This is a genomic window from Richelia sinica FACHB-800 (assembly GCF_014698825.1).
In the GTDB taxonomy this organism is placed as follows: domain Bacteria; phylum Cyanobacteriota; class Cyanobacteriia; order Cyanobacteriales; family Nostocaceae; genus FACHB-800.
Genome location: NZ_JACJTT010000003.1, coordinates 190,768 through 214,015 on the forward strand (window position 1 = coordinate 190,768; position 23,248 = coordinate 214,015).

Annotated in this window: 23 protein-coding genes; 10 read left to right on the top strand and 13 right to left on the bottom strand. The window is 37.8% G+C overall.

Annotated features, from left to right (window positions below):
• Positions 1 to 42 precede the first annotated feature (42 nt).
• Positions 43 to 723, bottom strand: a complete 681-nt coding sequence (locus tag H6G73_RS04310) for a GvpL/GvpF family gas vesicle protein (RefSeq protein WP_190601720.1) — start codon at positions 721 to 723, stop codon at positions 43 to 45.
• A gap of 164 nt (positions 724 to 887) precedes the next feature.
• On the opposite strand from H6G73_RS04310, the gene H6G73_RS04315 reads away from it, so the two are divergent.
• A complete protein-coding gene (locus H6G73_RS04315; protein ID WP_190601721.1) occupies positions 888 to 1,205 on the top strand; it encodes a gas vesicle protein in 318 nt (105 codons plus the stop codon).
• Between the two features lie 164 nt (positions 1,206 to 1,369).
• Here H6G73_RS04315 and H6G73_RS04320 read toward each other — a convergent pair whose 3' ends face one another.
• The 9 genes from H6G73_RS04320 to gvpA (H6G73_RS04360) all read right to left on the bottom strand — a co-directional run bounded on the left by H6G73_RS04320 (position 1,370) and on the right by gvpA (H6G73_RS04360) (position 6,488).
• Positions 1,370 to 1,699, bottom strand: coding sequence for a gas vesicle protein GvpG (locus tag H6G73_RS04320; RefSeq protein WP_190601722.1), 330 nt, complete (start codon positions 1,697 to 1,699; stop codon positions 1,370 to 1,372).
• Positions 1,700 to 1,768: 69 nt separating this feature from the next.
• Positions 1,769 to 2,506 carry a gas vesicle protein GvpF gene (gvpF, locus tag H6G73_RS04325; protein WP_190601723.1) on the bottom strand — a complete coding sequence of 246 codons (738 nt, stop codon included), beginning with the start codon at positions 2,504 to 2,506 and terminating at the stop codon, positions 1,769 to 1,771.
• A gap of 46 nt (positions 2,507 to 2,552) precedes the next feature.
• The gene (locus H6G73_RS04330) at positions 2,553 to 3,020 is read right to left on the bottom strand and encodes a gas vesicle protein K (RefSeq protein ID WP_199317612.1); all 468 of its coding nucleotides are present in this window, start codon (positions 3,018 to 3,020) and stop codon (positions 2,553 to 2,555) included.
• A 61-nt stretch (positions 3,021 to 3,081) separates the two neighbouring features.
• On the bottom strand, positions 3,082 to 3,555 hold the full coding sequence (locus H6G73_RS04335) for a gas vesicle protein (RefSeq protein WP_190601724.1): 474 nt from the start codon (positions 3,553 to 3,555) through the stop codon (positions 3,082 to 3,084).
• On the bottom strand, positions 3,552 to 4,706 hold the full coding sequence (gene gvpN, locus H6G73_RS04340; RefSeq protein WP_190601725.1) for a gas vesicle protein GvpN: 1,155 nt from the start codon (positions 4,704 to 4,706) through the stop codon (positions 3,552 to 3,554). The genes H6G73_RS04335 and gvpN overlap by 4 nt, the downstream gene beginning before the upstream one ends.
• 321 nt (positions 4,707 to 5,027) lie before the next feature.
• A complete protein-coding gene (gene gvpC, locus H6G73_RS04345; protein ID WP_190601726.1) occupies positions 5,028 to 5,423 on the bottom strand; it encodes a gas vesicle protein GvpC in 396 nt (131 codons plus the stop codon).
• Between the two features lie 190 nt (positions 5,424 to 5,613).
• Entirely contained in the window at positions 5,614 to 5,829 is a 216-nt protein-coding gene (gene gvpA, locus H6G73_RS04350) for a gas vesicle structural protein GvpA (protein WP_057178839.1), read from the bottom strand.
• Positions 5,830 to 5,934: 105 nt separating this feature from the next.
• A complete protein-coding gene (gene gvpA / locus H6G73_RS04355; protein WP_057178839.1) occupies positions 5,935 to 6,150 on the bottom strand; it encodes a gas vesicle structural protein GvpA in 216 nt (71 codons plus the stop codon).
• A gap of 122 nt (positions 6,151 to 6,272) precedes the next feature.
• Positions 6,273 to 6,488: a gas vesicle structural protein GvpA gene (gene gvpA, locus H6G73_RS04360; protein ID WP_057178839.1), complete on the bottom strand. Its 216-nt coding sequence runs from the start codon at positions 6,486 to 6,488 to the stop codon at positions 6,273 to 6,275.
• 63 nt (positions 6,489 to 6,551) lie between these two features.
• Between gvpA (H6G73_RS04360) and H6G73_RS24270 the strand changes: the two genes are divergently transcribed.
• Both H6G73_RS24270 and H6G73_RS04365 read left to right on the top strand, forming a co-directional pair.
• Complete coding sequence (locus H6G73_RS24270; protein WP_206756229.1) at positions 6,552 to 6,704, top strand: hypothetical protein; 153 nt, start codon at positions 6,552 to 6,554, stop codon at positions 6,702 to 6,704.
• Positions 6,705 to 7,441: 737 nt separating this feature from the next.
• Positions 7,442 to 7,702 (top strand): hypothetical protein, encoded by a 261-nt coding sequence (locus H6G73_RS04365; RefSeq protein WP_190601727.1) that lies wholly within the window; start codon positions 7,442 to 7,444, stop codon positions 7,700 to 7,702.
• A gap of 701 nt (positions 7,703 to 8,403) precedes the next feature.
• Here H6G73_RS04365 and H6G73_RS04370 read toward each other — a convergent pair.
• On the bottom strand, positions 8,404 to 9,483 hold the full coding sequence (locus tag H6G73_RS04370) for a T3SS effector HopA1 family protein (protein WP_190601728.1): 1,080 nt from the start codon (positions 9,481 to 9,483) through the stop codon (positions 8,404 to 8,406).
• Positions 9,484 to 9,539: 56 nt separating this feature from the next.
• Positions 9,540 to 10,775: an aminoglycoside phosphotransferase family protein gene (locus H6G73_RS04375; RefSeq protein WP_190601729.1), complete on the bottom strand. Its 1,236-nt coding sequence runs from the start codon at positions 10,773 to 10,775 to the stop codon at positions 9,540 to 9,542.
• A 921-nt stretch (positions 10,776 to 11,696) separates the two neighbouring features.
• Between H6G73_RS04375 and H6G73_RS04380 the strand changes: the two genes are divergently transcribed.
• The 7 genes from H6G73_RS04380 to H6G73_RS04410 all read left to right on the top strand — a co-directional run bounded on the left by H6G73_RS04380 (position 11,697) and on the right by H6G73_RS04410 (position 21,481).
• Positions 11,697 to 13,046 carry an ATP-binding protein gene (locus H6G73_RS04380; RefSeq protein ID WP_190601730.1) on the top strand — a complete coding sequence of 450 codons (1,350 nt, stop codon included), beginning with the start codon at positions 11,697 to 11,699 and terminating at the stop codon, positions 13,044 to 13,046.
• 229 nt (positions 13,047 to 13,275) lie between these two features.
• Positions 13,276 to 14,643 carry a tellurite resistance TerB C-terminal domain-containing protein gene (locus H6G73_RS04385; protein ID WP_190601731.1) on the top strand — a complete coding sequence of 456 codons (1,368 nt, stop codon included), beginning with the start codon at positions 13,276 to 13,278 and terminating at the stop codon, positions 14,641 to 14,643.
• 141 nt (positions 14,644 to 14,784) lie between these two features.
• The gene (locus tag H6G73_RS04390) at positions 14,785 to 16,113 is read left to right on the top strand and encodes an ATP-binding protein (protein ID WP_190601732.1); all 1,329 of its coding nucleotides are present in this window, start codon (positions 14,785 to 14,787) and stop codon (positions 16,111 to 16,113) included.
• 34 nt (positions 16,114 to 16,147) lie between these two features.
• Entirely contained in the window at positions 16,148 to 18,334 is a 2,187-nt protein-coding gene (locus tag H6G73_RS04395) for a DEAD/DEAH box helicase (RefSeq protein ID WP_190601733.1), read from the top strand.
• 158 nt (positions 18,335 to 18,492) lie between these two features.
• Positions 18,493 to 18,957: a hypothetical protein gene (locus tag H6G73_RS04400; RefSeq protein ID WP_190601734.1), complete on the top strand. Its 465-nt coding sequence runs from the start codon at positions 18,493 to 18,495 to the stop codon at positions 18,955 to 18,957.
• A 758-nt stretch (positions 18,958 to 19,715) separates the two neighbouring features.
• On the top strand, positions 19,716 to 20,897 hold the full coding sequence (locus H6G73_RS04405; protein ID WP_190601735.1) for a response regulator: 1,182 nt from the start codon (positions 19,716 to 19,718) through the stop codon (positions 20,895 to 20,897).
• A gap of 5 nt (positions 20,898 to 20,902) precedes the next feature.
• Positions 20,903 to 21,481, top strand: coding sequence for a HEAT repeat domain-containing protein (locus H6G73_RS04410; protein ID WP_190601736.1), 579 nt, complete (start codon positions 20,903 to 20,905; stop codon positions 21,479 to 21,481).
• Between the two features lie 160 nt (positions 21,482 to 21,641).
• Here H6G73_RS04410 and H6G73_RS04415 read toward each other — a convergent pair whose 3' ends face one another.
• A complete protein-coding gene (locus H6G73_RS04415) occupies positions 21,642 to 23,036 on the bottom strand; it encodes a carotenoid oxygenase family protein (protein WP_190601737.1) in 1,395 nt (464 codons plus the stop codon).
• Between the last annotated feature and the right edge of the window lie 212 nt (positions 23,037 to 23,248).

The following is a 23,248-nucleotide window of genomic DNA, read 5'->3' on the forward strand; positions in this document are numbered from 1 at the left end:
TACTGATTCATAAGATAAGCATCGCAATTAATAAATACTGGTTTAAATAAAATGGTAAGGAGGTAAGCAATCTTCTAGAAATAAATCCCAATGTGGACAAGATTGCTGCCAGGATAAAAACTTTTCTAGCAGCCAAATTTTATCTTGAGAATTAATCAGCAGATAAATTTTGACCTCTGCCTCCTGGTCTTGAATAAATACGGGTAATTGGTTGATGTTTTTGATTAAGTCAATCAAATTTGCTTTTTCTTTGGCTTGGTCAAGACTGAAATTTTGATAGCTTTGATATTGTTGTTTCTTCGCCAAAAAGTAATTTCTACCTCTGGCTTCCACTGGTGCTAACTCCTCTGGTTGACGGGGAATTAGTTTTAAAGCAAATTCGGTTTTACCATCAATTTGCTTGATTTTGTCTCGATATTCTTGGTAATGAGATTTGAGATGGATAGAAAGCTTTTCCGTAGAAACGAAATATGTACCAAACCGCAAGGGTAGAACTGTTGTTTGCTGATAAAGTTCGCGAATTACCCGATCATGGGATACAGCCATTTGGATAATTTTTTCATCATTATTCCTTAATGACTCGAATAATATTCCTGGTTCGACAATCGCTGACAGTTCATCACCATGAATTAACATGACTTGACTAGCAAGACCCTGGGGCAAAGTCAAAGGAAAGCTAGGTGTTTCTAAAAAAGCATAGGTGTAGAAATTGTTTAAGTCCATATATTTTTACCAGATATAAATATTAGTTGACAGAAATTAAAGTGATTCTTTCTCTGAAAAAATGCAGTGATTGAAGTAAATAATAAATTCTTATTCTCTGTATAATTTAGTATTTACAATCAAATGAACTCAGTTATAATACTATAAAATATTCAGGTTGTTTTATGAAAAACATTCGTAATCGTCATCTTGTTAGGTCTAGAATTAGTACAATGCCTAGAAATAAATCTGATGCTTCCAGTCAATTGGATCTTTATAAATTGGTGACAGAAAAGCAACGAATTAATCGAGAGCTATCGGGAATTAAAGAGCGGATGACTGTACTTCAGAAACGGTTAGATATCCTTAACCAAGAGATAGAGACAACTGAAAGAACGATTAATAAATTGCGGCAACCCAACCATAAATCCACTGATAAATTGATTCGGTCAAGTATCTTTGAAGAAGGAAATAATTATCATGCTTTTGAAATCGAATATTAATTGCTTTGAAGATTTAGGCAAGTAAACAAAGAGAAAAATATACGCCCGGTCAGCCGGGTTTTTTATTGTTTACCTTGCCTGAAAAATCCATCTTTATAGCAGTAGACAAAAGAGTGAAGACATTAACTAAAACTTAGATGACTGAACCACTACCACCAGAAAAACTAAGATAACAAGACTAAAGTCGGTTCAGAATCAGCTTCTGATGTTACCTCTAGTTCTTCTTGCCAGTCTTCATACTCCTCAGCTAAGGCTGCCAAGCGGGATTCCTCTTCTAAAGCTTGGATTTTTAACAGAATTTCTTCTTCTTGAGCCTCGAAATCTTCTTCACTGATTTCGCCAATATCGAAAGAGAGTTGTAAGCTTAATAATCGTTTATGCAAATTTTCTTGAGCGTCGAATTCAGTATTAGTCCGCTCTTGAATTTGCTCGGCAATCCATACAACTCCACTGATTGGCCCCATGACGGGTGCTAGTAAAACTTTCATTAACATGGTGATCACTCCTATTGAGTGGTGAAGTTAGGCTGGGAGGTAGGGAAATAATTGATAGACAGTTGACTATCATGAAGCAAGCTGGGCAAAGGTATAGGGAGCAGTAAAATTGTTGTAGCGAATGCGTAGGCGATCGCCAAATTGCTTGTCAATGGCTTCCACGCGATCGCTAAATACAGATTCTTTGTCCCAAGGAATGAGAAACGCAGCGTTGTAGATCATTTCTTCTGTCATAGGTTCACTTTCCACCACCTCCTTAGCTAAAGGATTGAGTTCATGACAGAAAACCTGAATTACATCTTGCTTGCGGGCCAATAAATTACTTTCAATCAATTGACCAATTTGAATCACCTCTTCCATACTGAGCTTTTTTCCCTCCATGTTGTCCCGCTGCTGTTTTAATTCTGGATTAGATTCCATCATTGATTGCAGTTCTGCCTTGGTATCCCAAAGAATCTTAATACTTACCTCTCGTTGTCCTGCCAGTTTTTGAAACAACTCTGTTAACTGTTCTTTATATGGCTTAATTAGTTGGGCATTGATGCTTTCCCAATCTTTGACAACTAATCCAAAGCGCAGCGGTAGCAGGGTGTAAAATCCTGCTTGCATTGTTTGTTCTAGAACTTTTTCATGGGTTAATAAATTGCGACGAGAAGCCAAATATTTTTCTTGACGAGCCTCTGAATATAAAAAACTAAATCCATCAACAACTTGACTCGCAATTGCTTGACCATCTAATCCATTCACTCCAACAGGAGGAGCGACTTCTTCAGGAAAAATGCCGTACAAATAAAGACCAAAACTCATAAGCTGCCAATAAATTAAACTTAAACTTACAATTGATAACTGGGGGCTAAATTGGCTTAGAAGTTAACACCAACTGTAATTTGGCGTGAATTAAATCCAATTGTGCTAAACCAAGGTCAATTTCACCATCCACAACGATGCCAGTATTTAATAGTCGATCTAATAGTTCTAGGATTGAAGGTTTACTACTTGGTTCTCCTGGGTAATAAGAGCCAGAACTAGGTAACAAAGTCCCAAATTCTCCTAAATTTATATTTAAGTCGGCTGGATCAATTTCAAATATCTGACACAAATGTAAAATCTGTTCCTCTAATTTCTGTAAACTGACTGCGGCTCTATCTAAGTCAGATTCACTCAGATAATTCTGATCCATACGGCGAATTATTTGAGCTTCCATGAGTTGACGCAGCAACTCTAATACAGTCAAAAACAAAGGTGCTAAACCCGCTTCATTTTTAGATTTAGAAGCGGTGTTTTGCAAATATTTGGAATCGTCAACTGAAGTACAAAGCATTTCCATCATGCCACCTCATTCAAGCATTTAAATTCGATTCCAGTTCTCATGACGATAGAAATCACTCCTCAATGGCAATTAATGAATCTTCAAATTGAGAATCTATCGGTGTAGAAATACTTTCTCTATCCAGAAGTTGAGCATCATTTTCCACATTATTTACTGTGGATGGAATTTGTACGTTAACAGTGCTAGATGTCAGTAATTTAATCTGTTCTTCTAAACTGGCAAGGCGATTTTGCAGTTGTTGATTTTCTGTCAATAAACTTTGTGCTTTGCTACTGAGATAAGGGTCATTTTCCCACCAATTAATACCCATCTCTTTAGCTTTATCAACAGAGGATACTAACAAGCGAATGCGAATGTGTAACAGTTCTGTAGAGGCGATAGATACGGAAATGTCACCAGCAATTACAATACCTTTATCTAAAACTCTTTCCAGAATGTCTGCTAAAGTCGAACCTTGGGTAGATGTATTAATAGTTCGACTAGAGTTGGCTTGAGGACGTGTGGGGAGAATGGGGGTAGAAGTCACGAATGGTTCAACTCTTGAATAGTGTAGAGACGATTAATTTTGTTCACCAAGGATTTTTGCTCTAAAGAGCGGAGGGCATTTAAGACAATGTTACGGTCTAAATTTAAGCCTTTTTGTAATCCTGTAATCCCTTCACTTCTTTGCTGAACTAAATAGTTGTAAACTTCTTTCTCGAAGGGAACATCATTGTCAGTTGGTTCGCTCAAGTGAGAACTATCTTCAATTGTGATACTCTCTACTTGTTGTGCAGCACATTCCTTCAGCACTTCTAGGAAAATACTGGTGCATTCTGCCAGAGATAAGTGAGTGCGATTGAAGAGAATATCCATCGCAATTTCTCGAAAATCTGAATTTTTTGGTGTGGCTAAGATATCGTTGTCTGCACAGACTTTGGCAATCATTAAACAAGACCTTAACCCAGAAGTTTTTTCTGCTCCTGTAGCTAATCGGAAGGTTTTAACTAAATGTACGATTAAGTGAGCAGATTCTCTATCTATATTAGTTTTCTGAATTAATATTTCCCTTTGAGTTACCTCATCTGGTTCTGGCATATTGATAGTAACTAATCTATCCATCAAAGCATCTTGGGTGGAGTGAACACCGCAATATTCTTCAGGATTAGAGGTAAAAATCACCCGAAATTGGGGATTTACATTCAAATATTCTGGCTGGTTGCTACTAGGAGGAAGGCTGAGGATTTTCTCTTCTAAGGCTGATAGTAAGACGTTATTAACTTCTGGACGTGAACGGTTAAATTCGTCATAGACTAGGGTAAAGCCTTCTCTACAAGCCAATGTGAGCCGTGAGTCAACCCAATTTTGTCGGAATTCATCTTCCATTTTGACAACATTGTGGATATAATTATCCAACAATTTTTTATGGGTATAGCCAGATTCACTACCAATCAAATCGGAACTTTTAAATTCGTCGTCTCCAAACAGCAACATGACTGGTCTATTGAGACAGTGAGCAAGATGTAGGGCTAAAGTTGTTTTTCCTGTTCCAGCGGGACCGCGTAAGTGAATAGGAAAACCTGATTGGAGATAACGTAATGCCCGAAATGCCACTTTTTCGATAGCAGGTGTCACCACAAACTGCCCTGGACGAACACGAAGAACGGCTCTTTTATGATTCATCTTGGTAATTGTCATAAACTAAAGATGGGAAGAAAATAAATTAAAAAAAAGCACGAAGATGCTATTTTTTTTGTTTTAAAGTGCTATAATTACTCCATTAGTGCATGAAGCGAGGAGACTAGTGCAAACACTGTAGAGCAGTTAATTATCAAATAGCTGTTGGTCTTAGCTTAACTACAGTGGAAAGTTAGACTACCAAAGTTTCACGCCAAAACTCATTGTTGAATTTCATTATGTACCCCCTTGTCTTAACAGTTTTGCGACTGCAAGATGAGGGGGATTTACTATTTAGTCTGATTCTCAAACAGAAAAGCTCTGTTACTTAGGAAGACTTAATTACAGACCAGAAATACCAAAAATACTCACAAACAAATCTTGGCGAAACTGACGCAGATATTGCTGCTGTTCTTTAGCTTGAGCCATGCGTTTTTCAGTAGTCTTGGTTAAGAAATCATGGGTTTCTTGCTCAAGTTCTTGATGGAACTGGTACAATTTCTGCGCTTGTTCCTTAGCTTGAGCCATGCGTTCTTTGGTTGCATGTGCTAAAAATTCATGAGTTTCTTGCTCAAGTTCTTGATGGAACTGGTACAATTTCTGTGCTTGTTCCTTAGCTTGAGCCATGCGTTCAGTTTTGGTTGCGGACAGGAATTCTTGAGTTTCTGCAAATAGTTGATTAACTTCCTCAGCTATTGAGCGATGTTCCTGTCGAATTCTTTCCATTAAAGCAGTCATGAAGTTCTCCAGAAAATAATAAACAAGGATTAACCACATTTACTGGTGTGGAGATGAGTTACCCAGTAAATGTAGTTGAAGGAATTTCTGCTTTTTGGTTATATCTATTGAGAAAACTCTCACCAAAGCAGGAATAAGAGCAGAATTCAATGAATAATTAAATTCTGCGATTCTGGAATCTACTTAAAAATTAAGCAGGAACTGCTGCGGATTGAGTTAAACCTACGGCTTCTGCATACTTCAGGTAGGTTTCTACGGAAGCGATAACGATTCTAGCTTCAACTGCTAGTAATTCAATACCTACTAAAGAAACGCGAACCCAAGCGTCTACAACGATACCTTTATCTAGAATTCTATCGATAACTTCTGCCAAGCTGGAGGAAGAATTAGTCTTTTCAACTGCCATATGTTTGCACCTTAACCCATTGTTGTTGTTGAATCTTTGCATTGAGCAGAATAACTATGTTTAGCCGCTGATAGTTATTCTGCTACGGAAAAATCTGTGTAAGAATTAAGCAGGGACTGCTGCGGATTGAGTTAAACCTACGGCTTCTGCATACTTCAGGTAGGTTTCTACGGAAGCGATAACGATTCTGGCTTCAACTGCTAGTAATTCAATACCTACTAAAGAAACGCGAACCCAAGCGTCTACAACGATACCTTTATCTAAGATTCTATCGATAACTTCTGCCAAGCTGGAGGAAGAATTAGTCTTTTCAACTGCCATATGTTTAGTCCCTTAACTCATTGTTGTTGTTGAATCTTTGCCTTGAGCAGAATAACTATATTTAGCCGCTGATAGTTATTCTGCTATGAAAAAATCGGTTTGATTTGCAATCTACTTAAAAATTAAGCAGGAACTGCTGCGGATTGAGTTAAACCTACGGCTTCTGCATACTTCAGGTAGGTTTCTACAGAAGCGATAACGATTCTGGCTTCAACTGCTAGTAATTCAATACCTACTAAAGAAACGCGAACCCAAGCGTCTACAACGATACCTTTGTCTAAGATTCTATCAATAACTTCTGCCAAGCTAGAGGAAGAATTTGTTTTTTCGACTGCCATGTTTTTGTACCTTAACTCATTGTTGTTTTGCTGATTGACTTGATTCGTTTTTTGAATCAACCCATGTATAAAAAACTATCACTCATTTTTTTTGATGTCAATAGTTTAAATCAAAAATATGATTTATTAATTTTTGTAAAATTTTGCATTAAAATTAAAAAAAAAGACGAAAATTCAAGCTTTTTGCTTGGTGTTTATGCGAAAAATCTGGCTTAATTCTCAGTCAAATTACTCTCTTAAGACCAGACTTTACCCACGTATTAGTTCAGGGTATCTCACGGAGACACAGTAGTAAAATAATATAAGTAAGCAAGGTACGCTCCGTAATTATTCCTCTTATTCACTGAGGTATCTACATAAATACAAAAACAATAACTTACTCTATTAACTGTGTTTTGTAGTTTTTCACAATCACAACTCAGGATAAAACAGGTACCCCAGACTTTATATGGCTACTTCATAGGGCATTAATGCTCAGTATTAAGACGAAATTGCGGAGAAGTTCTCTATGAGATATTTTACGGAAGAGGGGCAGATGTTGAATTGAGAAATACGCAAGTACAAGATTTTTTAAGTGAGTAAATTCCCTTAAATTGTCTGGAATGACTACGGTGATGTTGATTTATCCTATCTGTGAAATATCAATCAAGTAGATAGAGTTGATTTTTAAAAGGACAAAGCCCGTGCAGATAAGGAATTAATTGCTTGAGATGTGTGGAAAGATGAGCATCTATCAAGTACAGTCCCACTCAGTCAAATTCCAGCAATGAGAGTATGAATTACTTGTAGGGTAATGATTTGCGCTGTTGGGGTTGATAACTCTGAGTAAGAGTGAGTAATCACACAATGATTTGTGTAAGGTGCTATTACAAGTTAAGCAATCGTACTAATGGCAACTATTCTGCTAAATCAATTAGAGTGATGTGTGCAATTATTTTTTCTAGCAATTATATATGGAAGGTAATTCAACTCCTGTGCCTCAGCAAGCTCTAGCGGCATTAGTGGATACGTTTGTGAAGCAAGGTCATCCACCGCAATATGCTCAAGCGATCGCTACTTCAATTATTTTTCAGACTGACTTAGATTTACGAAATGCACAAATAGCAAGGCTTTTGAGTTGGTTGAAGGAAGAGCACAATGACATTTATGCCTCTGCTTTGGATATAGTCGAGAAAACTTGTACGGAGTTTGAACGTCGAGTCAAAGACGGCTGATTTAACCCAACTGGCTGAGAAGACCTCAAAAGTCATCAATCAAGAAGTCATACTCTCTCCGTTTAAAGACTGATACCCAGGTAGCAAAAAAGGCAGGGATCAATGTTCCGCATAGTGATTCAGATGTAGAACATTATTTTGAGAAATTGACTTCTCATTTAAAAATGACTTCATTCAATCATCTTCTGAGTAGCAGTTGAGGTAGAATTAACACCCCCGAATCAAAGGTATTTTGTCAATTGCCAAACTGCTAATAAAAATATTCGTCTGCGTTGTCTAGGTTGTAATAGGGATACGTTGGTGGTCTGAGTTGAATTAATGGCTGCTCTCAAACTGCCTTCATTCCTGTCTGTCCCTATTTATCAAGACTTGTAATTATTTAATTTTTCTCTGTGACTCCAATCGGGTTAAACATACCCGATTTTTTTTATGGTATTTCTTGCGATCGCAATGACGGAAATACGTTATACCATTTCTGGATCAAGATGCACATAATAAGACCCCCCTGTAGTCCCCCCTTGGCAAGGGGGTATATATAGCAATGGACAGAGTGGTTAGGACATTAACTAAGAATAAAACTTAGACAGCAAAAGCCTTTTAGCACTGTCACCTGTCACCTGTTACCTGTCACCTGCTATATATGCAGCTAGACAAAGAAACGGTACAGCTTTGCTAGCCCAGAATTTCGACTCAATTTCGACTCAATTTAAGGGAATATAGATATCCTCAGAACTGGGGTTGAGGTAGGGACGATGCACGTCAATCAAGTGCTGGGCAAAGTGTTGCTCAATAATTCGCATCCGTTCCTCGATGGCATTTTTACCCTTTTGCCAAGCTTCTAACAAAGCGTTAGCAACTATTTGACAGCGGTTCATGCCAAAGCTGTCATGAGTGGCAAATTTTTGGCTGGGTTCCTCTGCTAAACCTAGTCCTGGGGCTAAAAATTTGGTGAATAAAGGTATTGCTGGCTGAAAGTGGGATTGATGTTGTGGGTAAACGTTTTGTAGGATTTTGTGAATAATTGGATAGTCTTGGCGTTCAAAGTGTAGGACACCAGCATCATAGCGTCCGTAGGCGGCAGGATTATACAAAACTTGAAAGCTAAAGGGAATGGCAACGTGGTTGAGTTGTTGGGTGAGACTATCCATGAGTGCGATCGCTCCCTCTGGGGTCAAGTTAAAATAAATGCGTCCCACTTCCATATCTGCATCTATCTTCTGTCTCTCCTGACCTACATCACTGACTGCTACATAACAGCCATTTTGCCAGCGATTTTTGGGCATCCAAACTGCAATGACATCTCCCACTTTCACAGATTTTTGACTAGTTTGCAGATGGCATTCTGGTTCTACATATAATGTCAAATCATCTTTAGTTACGGCCATAGTTCCATCTGGTTCTAGTCTTAACACTTGCCAACCAGGCTGATAATGTCCTATGCCATGATTATTTTGGTGTAATTGTTCATAAAAATGCCAATCTACACCTAAGCAATTTTGCTCTAAAGTCTGCTGGGAATAATGTGCATTTTCATTATTGACCGCTAAAACATTTTGCAATGAGCCGTTGTAGTAAATACCATGCAAAAAGTTTCGCAGCAGTAAGGCTAAATATTTTTGTTGTAAGGCTGGGGGATTTTGTTGAAAGCGGTGAGCAACTGTGGTAGGTAAACCAAAGGGCTGATAATTAGGGTGCTGAATACAAAAGTTAGGTTCAATTTGAATATTAGAGGCTATATCAAATAAAGAGTTCAGCAGTTGATTTGTAGAATTATCTAGCATAAATATATTTGCACCTCATAATTATCGCCAAATATTAGTTTTTACCCTTCAATCGATTAACAGCCGCGCAACCGGGTTTTTTCGTAATAAATCCTAACTAATTGCTGTTCTTTATCTACAAGAGAAATTTGTTTTGTGCCTTCTGGATGGAGAATTTCTTTGGCAGAAATACCAAATATATTTAAGACCGATTTTTCTGGCATGGTCAATAAGCTTTTGGCTACTCTGAATGCACATAAATAGGTACGTTCAAAAGATTTTTGATTTTGAATCATGTTGTGAATATCATGGATTAAAGCCAATCCAGCAAATTGAATGATGCGGTTGAGAAAATTGGGTTGGTAGTCCAAAATCACAGGAAAAGCATGGAAGTAAGAGCGCAAAAGGGCTAGTAAGGAAGGTTGAATTTCCTCTATTGGGATCATCGCTAAATCGAGGGATTCTTCGATATTTAAGGTGGCATCAACTACTAAACTAGACAGCCAAATTTTTAAATAACTAGCTAAGATTGCCCCTAAATCAAAAGCTGGGTCTCCCCATCCACAGGCTTCCCAATCAATTAATCTAATTAGGCAATTATCTAGTTTTCCCCAACGAGAATGGATGAGAATATTGCTCAGTTGTAGGTCGTTATGAGTTAAGCAGCAAGGACTCCATTCATAGGCTAAGTCTGCAATTGCTGATTCTAAGCTTTCATAACGTTGATAGAGGGTATAAAATTCTAATGCTTCTGTGGGAACTTGGCTGAAAATCTCTTGGTTAATTGAACCTAGACCTTGAGCGGGGTTGTAAAAGCTATAGCGGAATTGTCCTGCGGGAGCAGTGGACATAAAGTCCCGATATTCTTTTCTTTGGAAGGTAGCGCGATGTAAGCCTGCTAAGGTATTACCAATGGCTGTAGCAATTTCTGTGGGGAAAGTATTGTGTTGATGGTAAAATTCCCCTAACTCTAGATATTCACTGAGGTAGCTACGAACCAGAATCGAGTTTTCTGGATCATAATGTAGCAATAATGATGCGATCGCCCCAATGTTACCAATGACGGGAAACTTTTGTAGCAATTGGTGAAATAGCCACTCGTTAAAAAATTCGTGGTTACTGCTATCAAAGCTACTTTTACACTCTTGTTTCACTAGCAGCTGTTGATCACCTGCCAGATTGACTAATAAATTCACATTTTTCTGATGACTTCCTGGCAACACAGATTTATAGGATGCGCCATCTTCCATGCTAAACAGACCTGCTGCTTGCAGATACTGGATAACGTTTTGAGAAGATAGTGATAATAACATGAATTATTTCCTATTTATTGAAACTGCTGAATAATCACCGATTGCCGTTGTCCTTGAACTTAATTATGGTGTAGTAGCTAGCAATGAAAGGGCAATTACAAATCTCTTGCCACTCTCTATTCATATCCTATTTGTGTAAGTAAATGCTGCCAAAATGGCATGATACAACTATTTTTTTGTTTTTTTCATCATCACGACCACAACAACTTTATTCTGTTTGTTGATGGTCAATTTGGCATATCTATTCGAGGATAATGTCAGCCTTTTAAATATAATTCAAAACCTTGATTCAGCTACGTTAATTAGCTGGAAAGATTTTAAACCATCCATGCCAATAGGTGATAAATTTGCTGTTTTGAACTAACAAATACTAGCCATAGTGATTTACCTACTTCTCCCGATAGAATCAATTGTATTGCCTATAACAATTAGGACATTTTGACCACAGTCGGAAATATATAAAGTTTTTTGCTGCACACTACATAACGCATAAGATTCCTAATTTCATTGATCATCTCACTGCTGAGATAACCGGAAAATTCTAGCGGCTAATGATGAATTTTTTGTTACTTTTATGTTAATTTTTCACCTGGAAAAATTTTAAGTAATATGTATTTTACATCACTAACCCCCCTGAGAACGACAGATACAAGTAATTTAGATAAAGTTCACTACTCTTCTACACTCAGACCTGAGCTACGCCAAGTTGTGTGCTACCCCTCGTGGGTGTCACAACTAGGGTAAGAAGGAAACTTTACTTTTAGGTTCCATGTAGCTAATCATGCCACTTATTCACACTAAAATGCCGTAGCCAAAAACGGCAACTATACTTAAATTCATTGATGATACCTATTGTAGATTGTGATTTTACCTTCTAGGTCGGCAGAAAATGTACTCAGTTGATTGACGGATAAGTAAGCGATGCCTACAGCCAATACATCTTTCTATACCAGGGTTCAATTCCTCCAGCGTCAAGCTGCCTCTCTTTTACTCTACCAATCTGTTCTGCATGGGGAAGTAGCGATCGCATTTTTGGAACTGTTGCAAACGATACGTTATGCCGACGGTGATGGTCAGCAATGCCTCCAGGCTTATGGTGCTTATTTTCAGGCTTTAGCCGCTATTAACCAAAATTGGGAGGAATATTTAATTAACCAGATTTTGACGGCGGAAAATCCTTTTACGAGGCAGGTACAGCAGCAGGAATTTAGTGCTTTATCTCCTGCTTTAGTTGCTGCCGTCCAACATGATTTACAAGTATTACAAATACTATACGAATGTAACAGTGCGATTTTAAGTGAGTGGGTACAGGTAGTCACCCATTTACCAGTTTCCCCTGTGGTTTGGTATCGGGAACCAGAGACTAAAGCCCCCAGTAACACCATGATGGCTACTTTGCCACAATTAGACAATTGGGGTGATGCAGTGGCAGACCTAGCAGCTTATTATCGTCACCATGGCACTGGCTTATTTGTCAAGTATCATGCTTTTCGTTGGCAAGATGGGGAGTTAATTGGTATTCCCTATCCTGACCCAGTGCAGCTGAGTACATTGGTGGGTTATGAATGGCAAAAGGCTGCACTGGTGAAAAATACAGAATTTTTATTATCAGGAGCACCTGCACTGCATGTATTACTTTATGGTAGTCGGGGTTCGGGGAAGTCTTCTTTAGTTAAAGCATTATTAAATGAGTATAGTCACAGAAATCTGCGCTTAATCGAAGTCTCTAAATCGGCTTTACGAGACTTACCAACTATCGTCGAACAACTGCGGGGAGTCCCCCAGAAATTTATTATCTTTGTTGATGACCTATCCTTTGAAGAAGATGATGATGCCTTTAAAGCTTTAAAGGTAGTTTTAGAAGGAAGTTTAACTGCTAGACCCCAAAATGTAGTGGTTTATGCCACCTCTAACCGTCGTCATCTAATTCGCGAGTATTTTGCAGATCGACCCAATCCCAAAGATCAAGAAGAAGTCCACGCTTGGGATACAATGCAGGAAAAGCTATCTTTTAGCGATCGCTTTGGTCTTACTCTCACCTTTGACGCAGCAGATCAAAAGACCTATTTACAAATCATCCAGCACTTAGCAGCACAAGCTGATATCAATCTTCCTGCCCAAGATATAGAATATCAAGCCTTACAATGGGCCACTCGCCATAATGGTCGGTCTGGCAGAACAGCTAGACAGTTTATTGATTTTCTCAAAGCCGATCTAGTTTTATTTGGGGAAAATAACAATAGAGAGGCAGTGGAATCTGAAAATGATTAGACCTTTTGGACAAGACATCCCATTCAGATATAACAGGAGTCAGGAGTTAAATCCTGTGGTCATAGGTGTTACCTCATCAAATAGTGTGCTAATCACCCTCTTCACTGCTATAAATACACTGTGAGTATCAATCTCACCCACCAGTTTGACAAATTTTGAGATACAACCAGAGGCATATGATAGTACCCCATCAATCACCAGATATATACCAAGAATAATGTGAGGACTAATGACCTTAATTACTACTAACCATTCTGACAACTTGACGACACTAAAAACCAGCAAAATGCAATCAACCACCATCAGCAATCGATTGATGCTTGGACTAGCCGCCTTTAGTGTGAGTTTTGGTCTTAGTCTCGTTCCCAACTGGGATTTTACAAAAGCTTTTGTTACAGGCATCATCACTGTTTTATCTACCTATTCAGCCGCCTTATTTGTCGATAAGAGAAGACGAATTGAAGAAATTCGCATTTTTGGTTCCCTACATCGCAAAATTCGTGAGCTAGAAGGATTAAAATCTCGGATTATTCACGAAGTTCAGCAATTAGAAGAATATCAAAATATTCTCTACAAAGAAACTCAACAACTGCAAAACCAAATTACTGAATGTCGCTCTCAACGAGATAGTTTGCATCGAGATATTGGCACTTTAGCAGGACAAAAGAAACAAGTAGAAACGGACATTTATAACTTTAAAACCGAAATCCAAAATTTAGAAAATGATGTTCTTTCACTTAACAACTCCTGTACCAATCTCAATGCTGAAAAACGCCGCTTGGAAGTAACATGTAATGCCTCACGCACGGAAATATCCCAATTACAAGCACAAATAGAAGCATTTCAACAGGAAAAGCAAGAAGTTGAAAATAATTTGACTTTATTAGGCAGACTCAAGCCACAATTAGAAGAAAAACTCTATGAATTGAGAATAGAAATTCAACAATTAGAAATTGCCATTTCCCAAGGTAATCAGTCTTTGGCAGATACCAAGACTTCCCAAGAAAAATTAGAGCATCAAATCAAATCACTAGAAACAGAAACCACTACTAAACAAACAGAAATTCAGCAACTAGAAAGTCAAATTTCTCTGTTACAAGATGAGCGCGATTTATTGCAAAACCAAGTTTGGGATCTGCTACATCAACTAGAAACACTGAACACTGAACAATTATCTACTAGTCACAGTGTTGTTGTTGAGCTAGATGAAGATATAGATGATATCGAATTCTTCCCCTTTGACGAATTACTCCAACCAGTAGAATCCTTGGATTCTCCATCTCAAAAGTTAGATCATCTTCCCCAAGAATGGAATAACTTTTTTCAAAAACTCCCAGAACATGAAATTCAAGTATTAAGAGCCCTAGCTGAACAAGACAACCCCAAAGCCACGATTAAACAAATAGCAGAAGCGCATATAACTATGCCGAATTTGTTAATAGATGCCATCAATGAAATTGCTAATGATACCATTGGCGAATTAATTATTGACCCAGGTACAGAAACACCAGAAATTTTTGCCGAACATTTATTGAATGTGCAAAAAATTCTCCATACCTATGAAAATTTAAATGCAAAATCTGTTTCCGCCAATTAATTTATTCATCACCTTATCCTATGATGAATTTAGGTTTGTAGATACCCCATAACCACTGGAAATTTGAGGTCATAGACTATTACCTAAATTTCACCTCCAGGCTATCTGCATAGTTGTTGAAAATAAAGTGATATAAATTACATGGCCAAGCTCAAAATCTCGAAAAAAGTATCCACTGCTATCATCAATTCTCTTGGTGCGGGAGTAGTTCCTAGAGTCGGAGTTGAACAGATTGCAGTTGGTCGAGAAAAAGAACTCAACAGCCTATTACAAAACCTCAACGACATTGCAGAAGGTGTAGCCGCCTTTCGGTTTATAATTGGTAATTACGGCTCTGGTAAAAGTTTCTTGCTGCAAATGGTGCGTAACCGGGCTATGGAGCAAGGGTTTGTAGTTGCTGACGCTGATTTGTCATCTGAACGCCGACTCGCTGGCACCAACAATGAAGGTTTAGCTACCTATCGGGAATTAATGAGTCGTCTCGCTACAAAGACTCGTCCTGATGGTGGTGCTTTGATTTCGATTTTAGAGGGATGGATTAATAAAATCCAACAGGAAGTTGCCAAAGACACGGGAATGCGTCCCAATGATGAAGGCTTTGATGACCAAGTAGAAGCAAAAATTCGGGAAGTAGTTGCATATATAGAAGATTTAGTTCACGGCTTTGATTTTGGCAATGTGATTATTGCTTATTGGCGCAGTTATCGCTTAGATGATGAAGAATTAAAAAATGCTTCTCTGCGCTGGTTAAGAGGAGAATATAACACCAAAACTGAAGCGAAAATGGCTTTAGGTGTACGTGTGATTATTGATGATGATACTTGGTACGATTATATTAAATTGTTAGCTAAATTTGTGGCGGAAATTGGCTATAAGGGTCTATTGGTATTAATGGACGAAGCTGTAAATTTATATCAAATTTCTACTACCGTCACCAGGGAGAAAAATTACAATCGACTCCTGGCTATGTTTAATGACACCATGCAATGTAAAGCCGAAAATTTAGGCATTTTCATTGGTGGAACCACTAAATTTTTAGAAGACCCCCACCGGGGCTTATTCGCTGACCAGGCATGGCGCAGACGCACAAAGGAAAGTCGTTTTGCTACCCAAGCCAATGTGCAAGAATATATGGGACCCGTGATGCGCCTTAACCCCTTAAGCACAACAGAAATTCTGACTTTATTGCAAACATTAACAGAAATTCACACCCACCATTTTGGTTATAGCCAGAAATTAACCACTAGCGACTTACAGGAATTTATCCAAGAAATTGTCAATAGATTGGGTGCAGAGGCTTTACTCACCCCAGGAGAAATTGTCAGAGACTTTATCACTATTTTGAATATTCTCCAGCAAAATCCAGAGATGAAATTTGCTCAATTGATTCATGACCCCAATTTCAAACCTTCCTTCGGTATCCAAGGAACTGCTAACCGAGATGATGAAGCGGCTGAATTTAGCTTATGATGCTCAACTAAAATTATGAGATAAATATGAGTATATGAGCGATCGCACATTTTCTCAACTTGCACCCTTTATCCAGGAATATATCTACCATCATCATTGGACAGAGTTACGGCCAGCGCAAATTGCTGCTTGTCAAGTCATCTTTGAGACCGATGCTCATTTACTTATTGCTGCGGCCACAGCTGCTGGGAAAACAGAAGCGGCATTTTTACCTGTTTTAACCATATTGCACAACAACCCAGCCAATAGTATAGGTGCATTATACATTGGCCCCATTAAAGCTTTAATTAATGACCAATTTGCACGTCTCAATGATTTATTAAAATTAGCGGATATTCCTGTTTACCACTGGCATGGTGATGTTAGTCAAAACCGCAAAAATCAACTTCTGAAAAACCCCCAAGGTATTCTTCAAATCACACCAGAATCCCTAGAAAGTCTGTTAATTAATAAATCTCAGCAATTACATCGCCTCTTTGCCGATTTAAAATTTATTATTATTGATGAAATTCACGCTTTCATGGGTTCAGAACGTGGTTGTCAAATTATTTGTCAATTACAACGTTTAGCTAAATTCACCAAATACCCACCCCGACGCATTGGTTTATCAGCTACCCTGGGAGATTATGCTATGGCAGAAGCATGGTTGGGTGCTGGTACAGACAAGGCTGTGATTACACCGCAAATTGAGTCAGGCAAGCGGCAAATTAAACTAGCATTAGAAAATTTTTATCTAGATAAAGAAAACCCAGAACCAACAGAATATGAACAATATATATTTAATCTCAGCCAATCTCGTAAATGCCTAATTTTTGCTAATAATCGTACTCAAACTGAATCAATTATTGCCTCCTTGCGACAAATAGCCACTAATCAAGGATATGCAGATATCTATCATGTCCATCACGGTAGTATTTCTGCCAGTTTACGACAAGCAGCAGAAACAGCTATGCGGGAACCGAATCAACCTGCGGTCACTGCTGCCACCCTAACTTTAGAATTAGGCATAGATATTGGTCATTTAGAACGAGTAATTCAATTAGAATCACCATTATCTGTAGCCAGCTTTTTGCAAAGATTGGGACGCAGTGGCAGAAGAGGTGAAACAGCCGATATGCGGTTTATTTGTGGTGAAGAAAAACCACCCACTGAAGCTGCTGTAGCAGAACAAATTCCTTGGCAATTAATCCAGTGTATCGCCATTATCCAACTTTATTTAGAAGAAAAGTGGATTGAGCCAATTAAATTAATTAAATATCCTTTGAGTTTACTATATCAACAAACTATGAGTATCATCTCTGCCAAAGGAGAAATTTCCCCTGCTGTCCTTGCTCAAGAAATTTTTAATCTAGCACCTTTTACAGCAATTTCTAAATCAGATTACTTATTATTACTACGCTATTTAATTGATATCAATCATCTCCAAAAAACTGAACAAGGTAAATTAATTTTAGGATTAGCTGGAGAAAAAGTCGTTAAAAAATTTCAATTTTATGCTATTTTTGCAGACAATCAAGAATATACAGTTAAACAGGGTACAAATGCCATTGGTAGTATCGTTACTCCCCCCATCGTTGGTCATCAGTTTGCCTTAGCGGGACGCAGTTGGGAAGTTTTAGATGTTGATTTTAAAAAGAAGGTAATAGCTGTCAAACCAGTTGAAGGTAAAGCGAGTATTTTTTGGCGTGGTGGTAGTGGCAATATTCACACGCGCGTCTTACAAAAAATGCGTCAGGTATTATTGGAAAATACAGACTATCTTTATCTGCAATCTAATGCACGTCAACGGTTGCAAGAAGTTCGTAAATTATTTAAAAACTCTGGTTTAGATAACAAAAATATTATTAAACTGGGAAAAAATAGATGCTGTATCTTTCCCTGGATGGGTACTGTCGCTTATCGGACTTTAGAAAAGTTAATTAATGCCTATGGACGAGAATCCCTAGAAATTTCTAGTATAGGTGGTGTTAGTCCCTATTATCTCACTCTTAAATTAAATCCGCACAAAATTGACTCTATCTATCCAGAAATTTTATCTTTATGTCAGCAAAGAATTAGTCCAGAAGATTTAGTTAGTCATTCTGAACCAATAGAAATTAACAAGTATGATGAGTTTATACCCCATCCTCTTTTACAGAAAGCCTTTGCTCACGATTATTTAGATATGGAAGAATTGAGACAGCAAGTGGCTTCCTGGGTTGTTGATAATTTAGAAAATTAAATGTATTGTCCAAAATTATCCATAGGTAGATTTTAAAAATCTCAACTTCAGATAGATAATTGTTAAACTTGATTCTGAGTAAATCTTAAGTAGGGTGTGTTACGGCTTTAGCCTAACGCACCGTTTACTGAATTTACAAACATGAAGAGGTAAAAACCATGATTCATCACATGTCAATTTCTGCATCTAACCCCCATCATGTAGCAGAAGTTTTAGCACAAATTTGGAATGGTAAAGCAGTTCCATTTTCTCCCCATCCTGGTAGTTACATGGCTTTGTCAAATGATGAATATGGAACCATGATAGAGGTTTATCCCTTAGAAACAGAATTAATTCCTGGTAGAGATAATCAACCAGCTAATTTCCAACAAAATCAATCTCCTAGCCAATATTATCCCATTCATGCAGCAATTAGTGTCCCTATTAATCAAGCCAGAATCGAGGAAATAGCAAATCAAGCTGGTTGGAGAGTTTTACATTGCCACCGTGGTCAGTTTGATGTAATGGAATTTTGGGTCGAAAATCGTTTAATGTTGGAGTTACTAACTCCAGAGATGGCACAGCAATATTTAGATTTCGCTCAAAAGCGTAACTTGGAACAGTTTACTTCTAGTGCTGTTTAGTTATTGATTGAGACAAGCTGTTATTTTCTGATTTGATATTATTAACTGTGATCTGAAATTAAGAATAGGTTATGTTATGGTTAAAATTTTCCAGAAATTTTATCTAATTTTTAGCGAAGATAATTGTAGAGGTTTTGACTATATTTCTGCTCCCATATAAAATAATCAATCTGAGGATAGATTATTTTTATTTAAAAATATGTATGAAATGTATTTGATGTGATTATTCAATTGTAAAATCACATATCAAAGATTAGTAAACAATGTCTATTTTCTTGGATGGTAATGATTTCAGCCTTTTTTGTACAAAAATATAATAATAAATTACTAGATTATATATACTCTTTATATAGTTAAGGTATTAATTAAAATTATTTTATATGTTATAAAAATGGCTTTGATTTTCTTAACAAACATGCTAAAAAAATTAAGATAGAAGTTAAAGTTCCAACACAAAATCAGCAGCCATGGGATTTAACTACGCAAAAGAATTGATAATCTTTTGTTCATACATGGCGTTTTTTAAGCAAGTTGATGGGCGAAAATACTATAAATATCATTCATAAAATTTTAAATAAATCAAGTTATTTAATTATATTTATCTAGTTATATGAACCAAAAGATATGATGTAGGTTTTTATTGATAATCAAGACCTAAATAAATATATTTTGGAGCCTTCAATCTGAATCTTAAAGATTGATCAAGGCTAAAACTCTGACAATTGCTGTGCCATTCATCTTTATTTTGCTTTTGATTTATGTTGATCCCAAAATTGCTGAATGCCAATAATTTTATTAGCGAGTTTCACAGGTTTACTTTACTACAATATACTCGTAAAGTAGAAATTAAAACATTTCAAGGAAAGAGTTGGGTTATTTATTACCTAATGGGTCAAATAGCTTGGGCAACTGGTGGTGATCATCCCTACCGTCGTTTATGCAGAAACCTGGCTCAAATTTGCCCGCATATTAACATTAATAGTTTAATTTTAAATTCTGAAGATAAATCTGTAGAGTATTGGGATTACCGCTTGTTAATCAATTTATATAGACAAGAGGCAATTACTCCCAACCAAATGAAATCTATTTTGAGCAACATCATCAATGAAATTTTTTTTGAAATCACTCAACACCTAGATCAGGAAGCAGTATTTTGCCAACTGAGTAATGAAGTAATTGTACCTGCACCAGTGAGTTACACCAGTGGAATTCCTTTTCTAGACCAGGTACAAGGATTATGGCAAGATTGGTCAGAAGCTGGGTTAGAGAAAATTTCTCCTAACTTGGCACCAGTTTTGAGATGTGCAGAACAACTACAAACACAAGTAAGTTCTTTGATATATAAAAACTTAGAACGATTGCTCAATGGCAAATATACTCTATGGGATTTAGCCGTGAAGATGAAGCAAAGTGTGTTAGATATCACCCGTTCTTTACTTCCTTATATTCATCAAGGTTTTGTCGAATTTATCCAAATCGCTGATCTACCATTACCAAAAATAAACAATGACGGCAATGTAGATATGAAACGGACAAATTTACCATTAATCGCTTGCATTGATGATAGTTTACAAATTTGTAAAAATTTAGAACAAATTGTTCAGGGACAGGGGATAAGATTTTTAGGTATTGAAGAACCTGTACAAGCTTTATCAATATTAATCAATAACCGTCCAGATTTAATCTTTTTAGATTTAATCATGCCCACTATCAGTGGTTATGAAATCTGTGCTCAGTTACGCCGTACTACCTTATTTGCCAATACTCCAATAGTCATATTAACAGGTAGTAATGGGGCTTTTGACAGGCTACGAGCAACGGTATTTGGGGCAACAGAATTTATCAATAAACCTGTAGATAAGCATCAGGTAATAGAGATAATTAATAAATTTATACCAAGGGTAGAAGTAGATAAGTCTCTGGCAACCTATGCTGCTTAGTACACATGAATAAGATTCTTTACCAATGCCTGATTCCTATGGTAGCACTGGGTCAAATAGTTGACAATTCAGCAGTACCAGCATTAATTAACCTGTTAGAAGACCCGGAAGATTCTGTTCGTTCTAGTGCCGCAGAAACCCTGGGTCAAATAGCTGATAATTCAGCAGTACCGGCGTTAATTAAACGATTAGAAGATCCAATTTATTTTGTGCGTTATTACGCAGCGGAATCTCTGGGAAAAATAGGTGATAAGCTAGCCATACCAGGACTGATTAAGTTGTTAGAAGACCCGGAAGATTTTGTGCGTGATATTGCCGCAGTCGCAATAGGTAAAATAGGTGATAAGTCGGTAATTCCTGCTTTAATGCAACTTCTGGAACACCCGATTGATTGTGTGCGTGATAGTGCTGCATTAACGCTGGGTCAAATCGGTGATAAATTAGCAATTCCAGGACTAATTAAATTATTAGAAGACCCGGATGATTTTGTACGTGACAGTGCAGCCTTGGCACTGGGTCAAATATTTGATAATTTACCAAGTCCAGTGTCAATGAATGCTATTTTCTTAGACTCATGTTTATAGTGAAAGCAAAAAATCCCCCACCACCATTGGGGGATTTTGCATAGCTTTTATCAGGGTGTGTAACAGAATCTATTCTAAAGGTCGTAACTTAATTGAGGGTGTGGTGTACTGGTCTGAGGGGGTGAAGGGGGGAGAGGGTTTTATACCATTCAATTATGAATTAGATATGCTGTAACTGCCTCTGTGTCACCCACGCACCATGAAAACCATAGGGTACACGGTGTGGAATTATCACCCGCGCTACGGGTTCACTGGTGACATCTTGGGCGTTAATAACCACTAGTTCAGATGTTTGGGTATTTTCATCGAAAACGAATGTGACTAGCCAACCATCATCTTCGATTTTAGCACCAAGACGAGGTGCAAAGACGGTTTCGCCACCATAGCGTCCTTGCCCAAATTCATAGGTTTGGGATTTACCATTGTTAAAGTCATATTTAATTACACCTTCAAACAAGGGAACGGGACTATTGGCCATTTTCCCTACATAGCCATATTGATTTTTTCTTCCTACCCAATTTTCGTTCACACGGGGAAACTCTCCAGGAATTTCGTCTAGTTGTTCCTCATGAACTGCACCTGTGGTGAGATTAAAAGTCCACCGATGTAAACGAGGAATATCTCCTTGGGGATGAGGTGGTGTGTCTTGTGAAATGAGAACATTGGTAGAACTCATACGACAGCCTATGAGTACAATTTCCTCTCCCTCTTCGTAAGCGTTAAGGGTATGGAATATGTAGCAAGGTGAAGATTCAAACCAACGGATGTTGCTATTGTCGCCATGACGGGGGATAATACCAAAACGGCTGGGGCGATCGCTCTCAAACATCATCATTGGTTCTCCCCTTTGCATTCTTTCTGGGCTGAAAGTCAGGGGTAAATCCAATAAAATCGTGTAATTTTCTGTAATAGCACAATCATGCATCATCACTGCCATTGGTAATTCAATGGGAACTGTCCGCAATAATTCCCCTTGGGCAGAAACTACCCCATAATTTAAAAATGGTGGTGCAAAGGAATAGCCAAAAAACATCATTTCCCCTGTCACGGGGTCTACTTTCGGATGGGCCGTGAATGGTGAAATTAATTTCCCATCAAAGTTGTATTCACCAATGGTGTCTAAATTAGGTAATTGAATCTGATGAGGTGCACCTCCTTCCCACAGGGCTAAAAACTTGCCAGTGTGCCAGACTAAAGCAGTATTGGCAGTGTTTTTGCTAGGGCCATAGGGATGGTCTAATTGGGGTGGTTCTAAAAGTCCTGTCCAAACGGCTTTACCTACTTCTTGCTCAATTTTCCAACCTCTGGTTTTGACATAACGGTTGCTATAGGTAGCTTGACCGTCGTTAATTCTCACACCATGTAACATCCCATCACCATCAAACCAGTGGTACTGTCCCATGGGAGACCATTGGGGGTTAGGGCCATTACGGACAAACATACCAGAAAGGTCAGCGGGTAGTTCACCAATGACTTGCAAGGTGTCTGTGGTAGTTTCTAGACGCACCGGGGCAAAGTTACCCTCAAGATAGGGATTAACTGTGATGGATACCATGAAATTGAAAAACTTATAAGTACATAAATTGGGATATTTAGGATGAATTTTTAGTTTTTTTCACATCAAAATATCCTTCAATATGAGCTTAATATAATTGCTGGCATATTTGCGTTTTTATATGATTTATAGCTATAGACCAGGGAGTGAGGATATTCCCAACAAATAAAAATTAGACAATAAAAGCCTTTTAGCACTGTCACCTGTTCCCT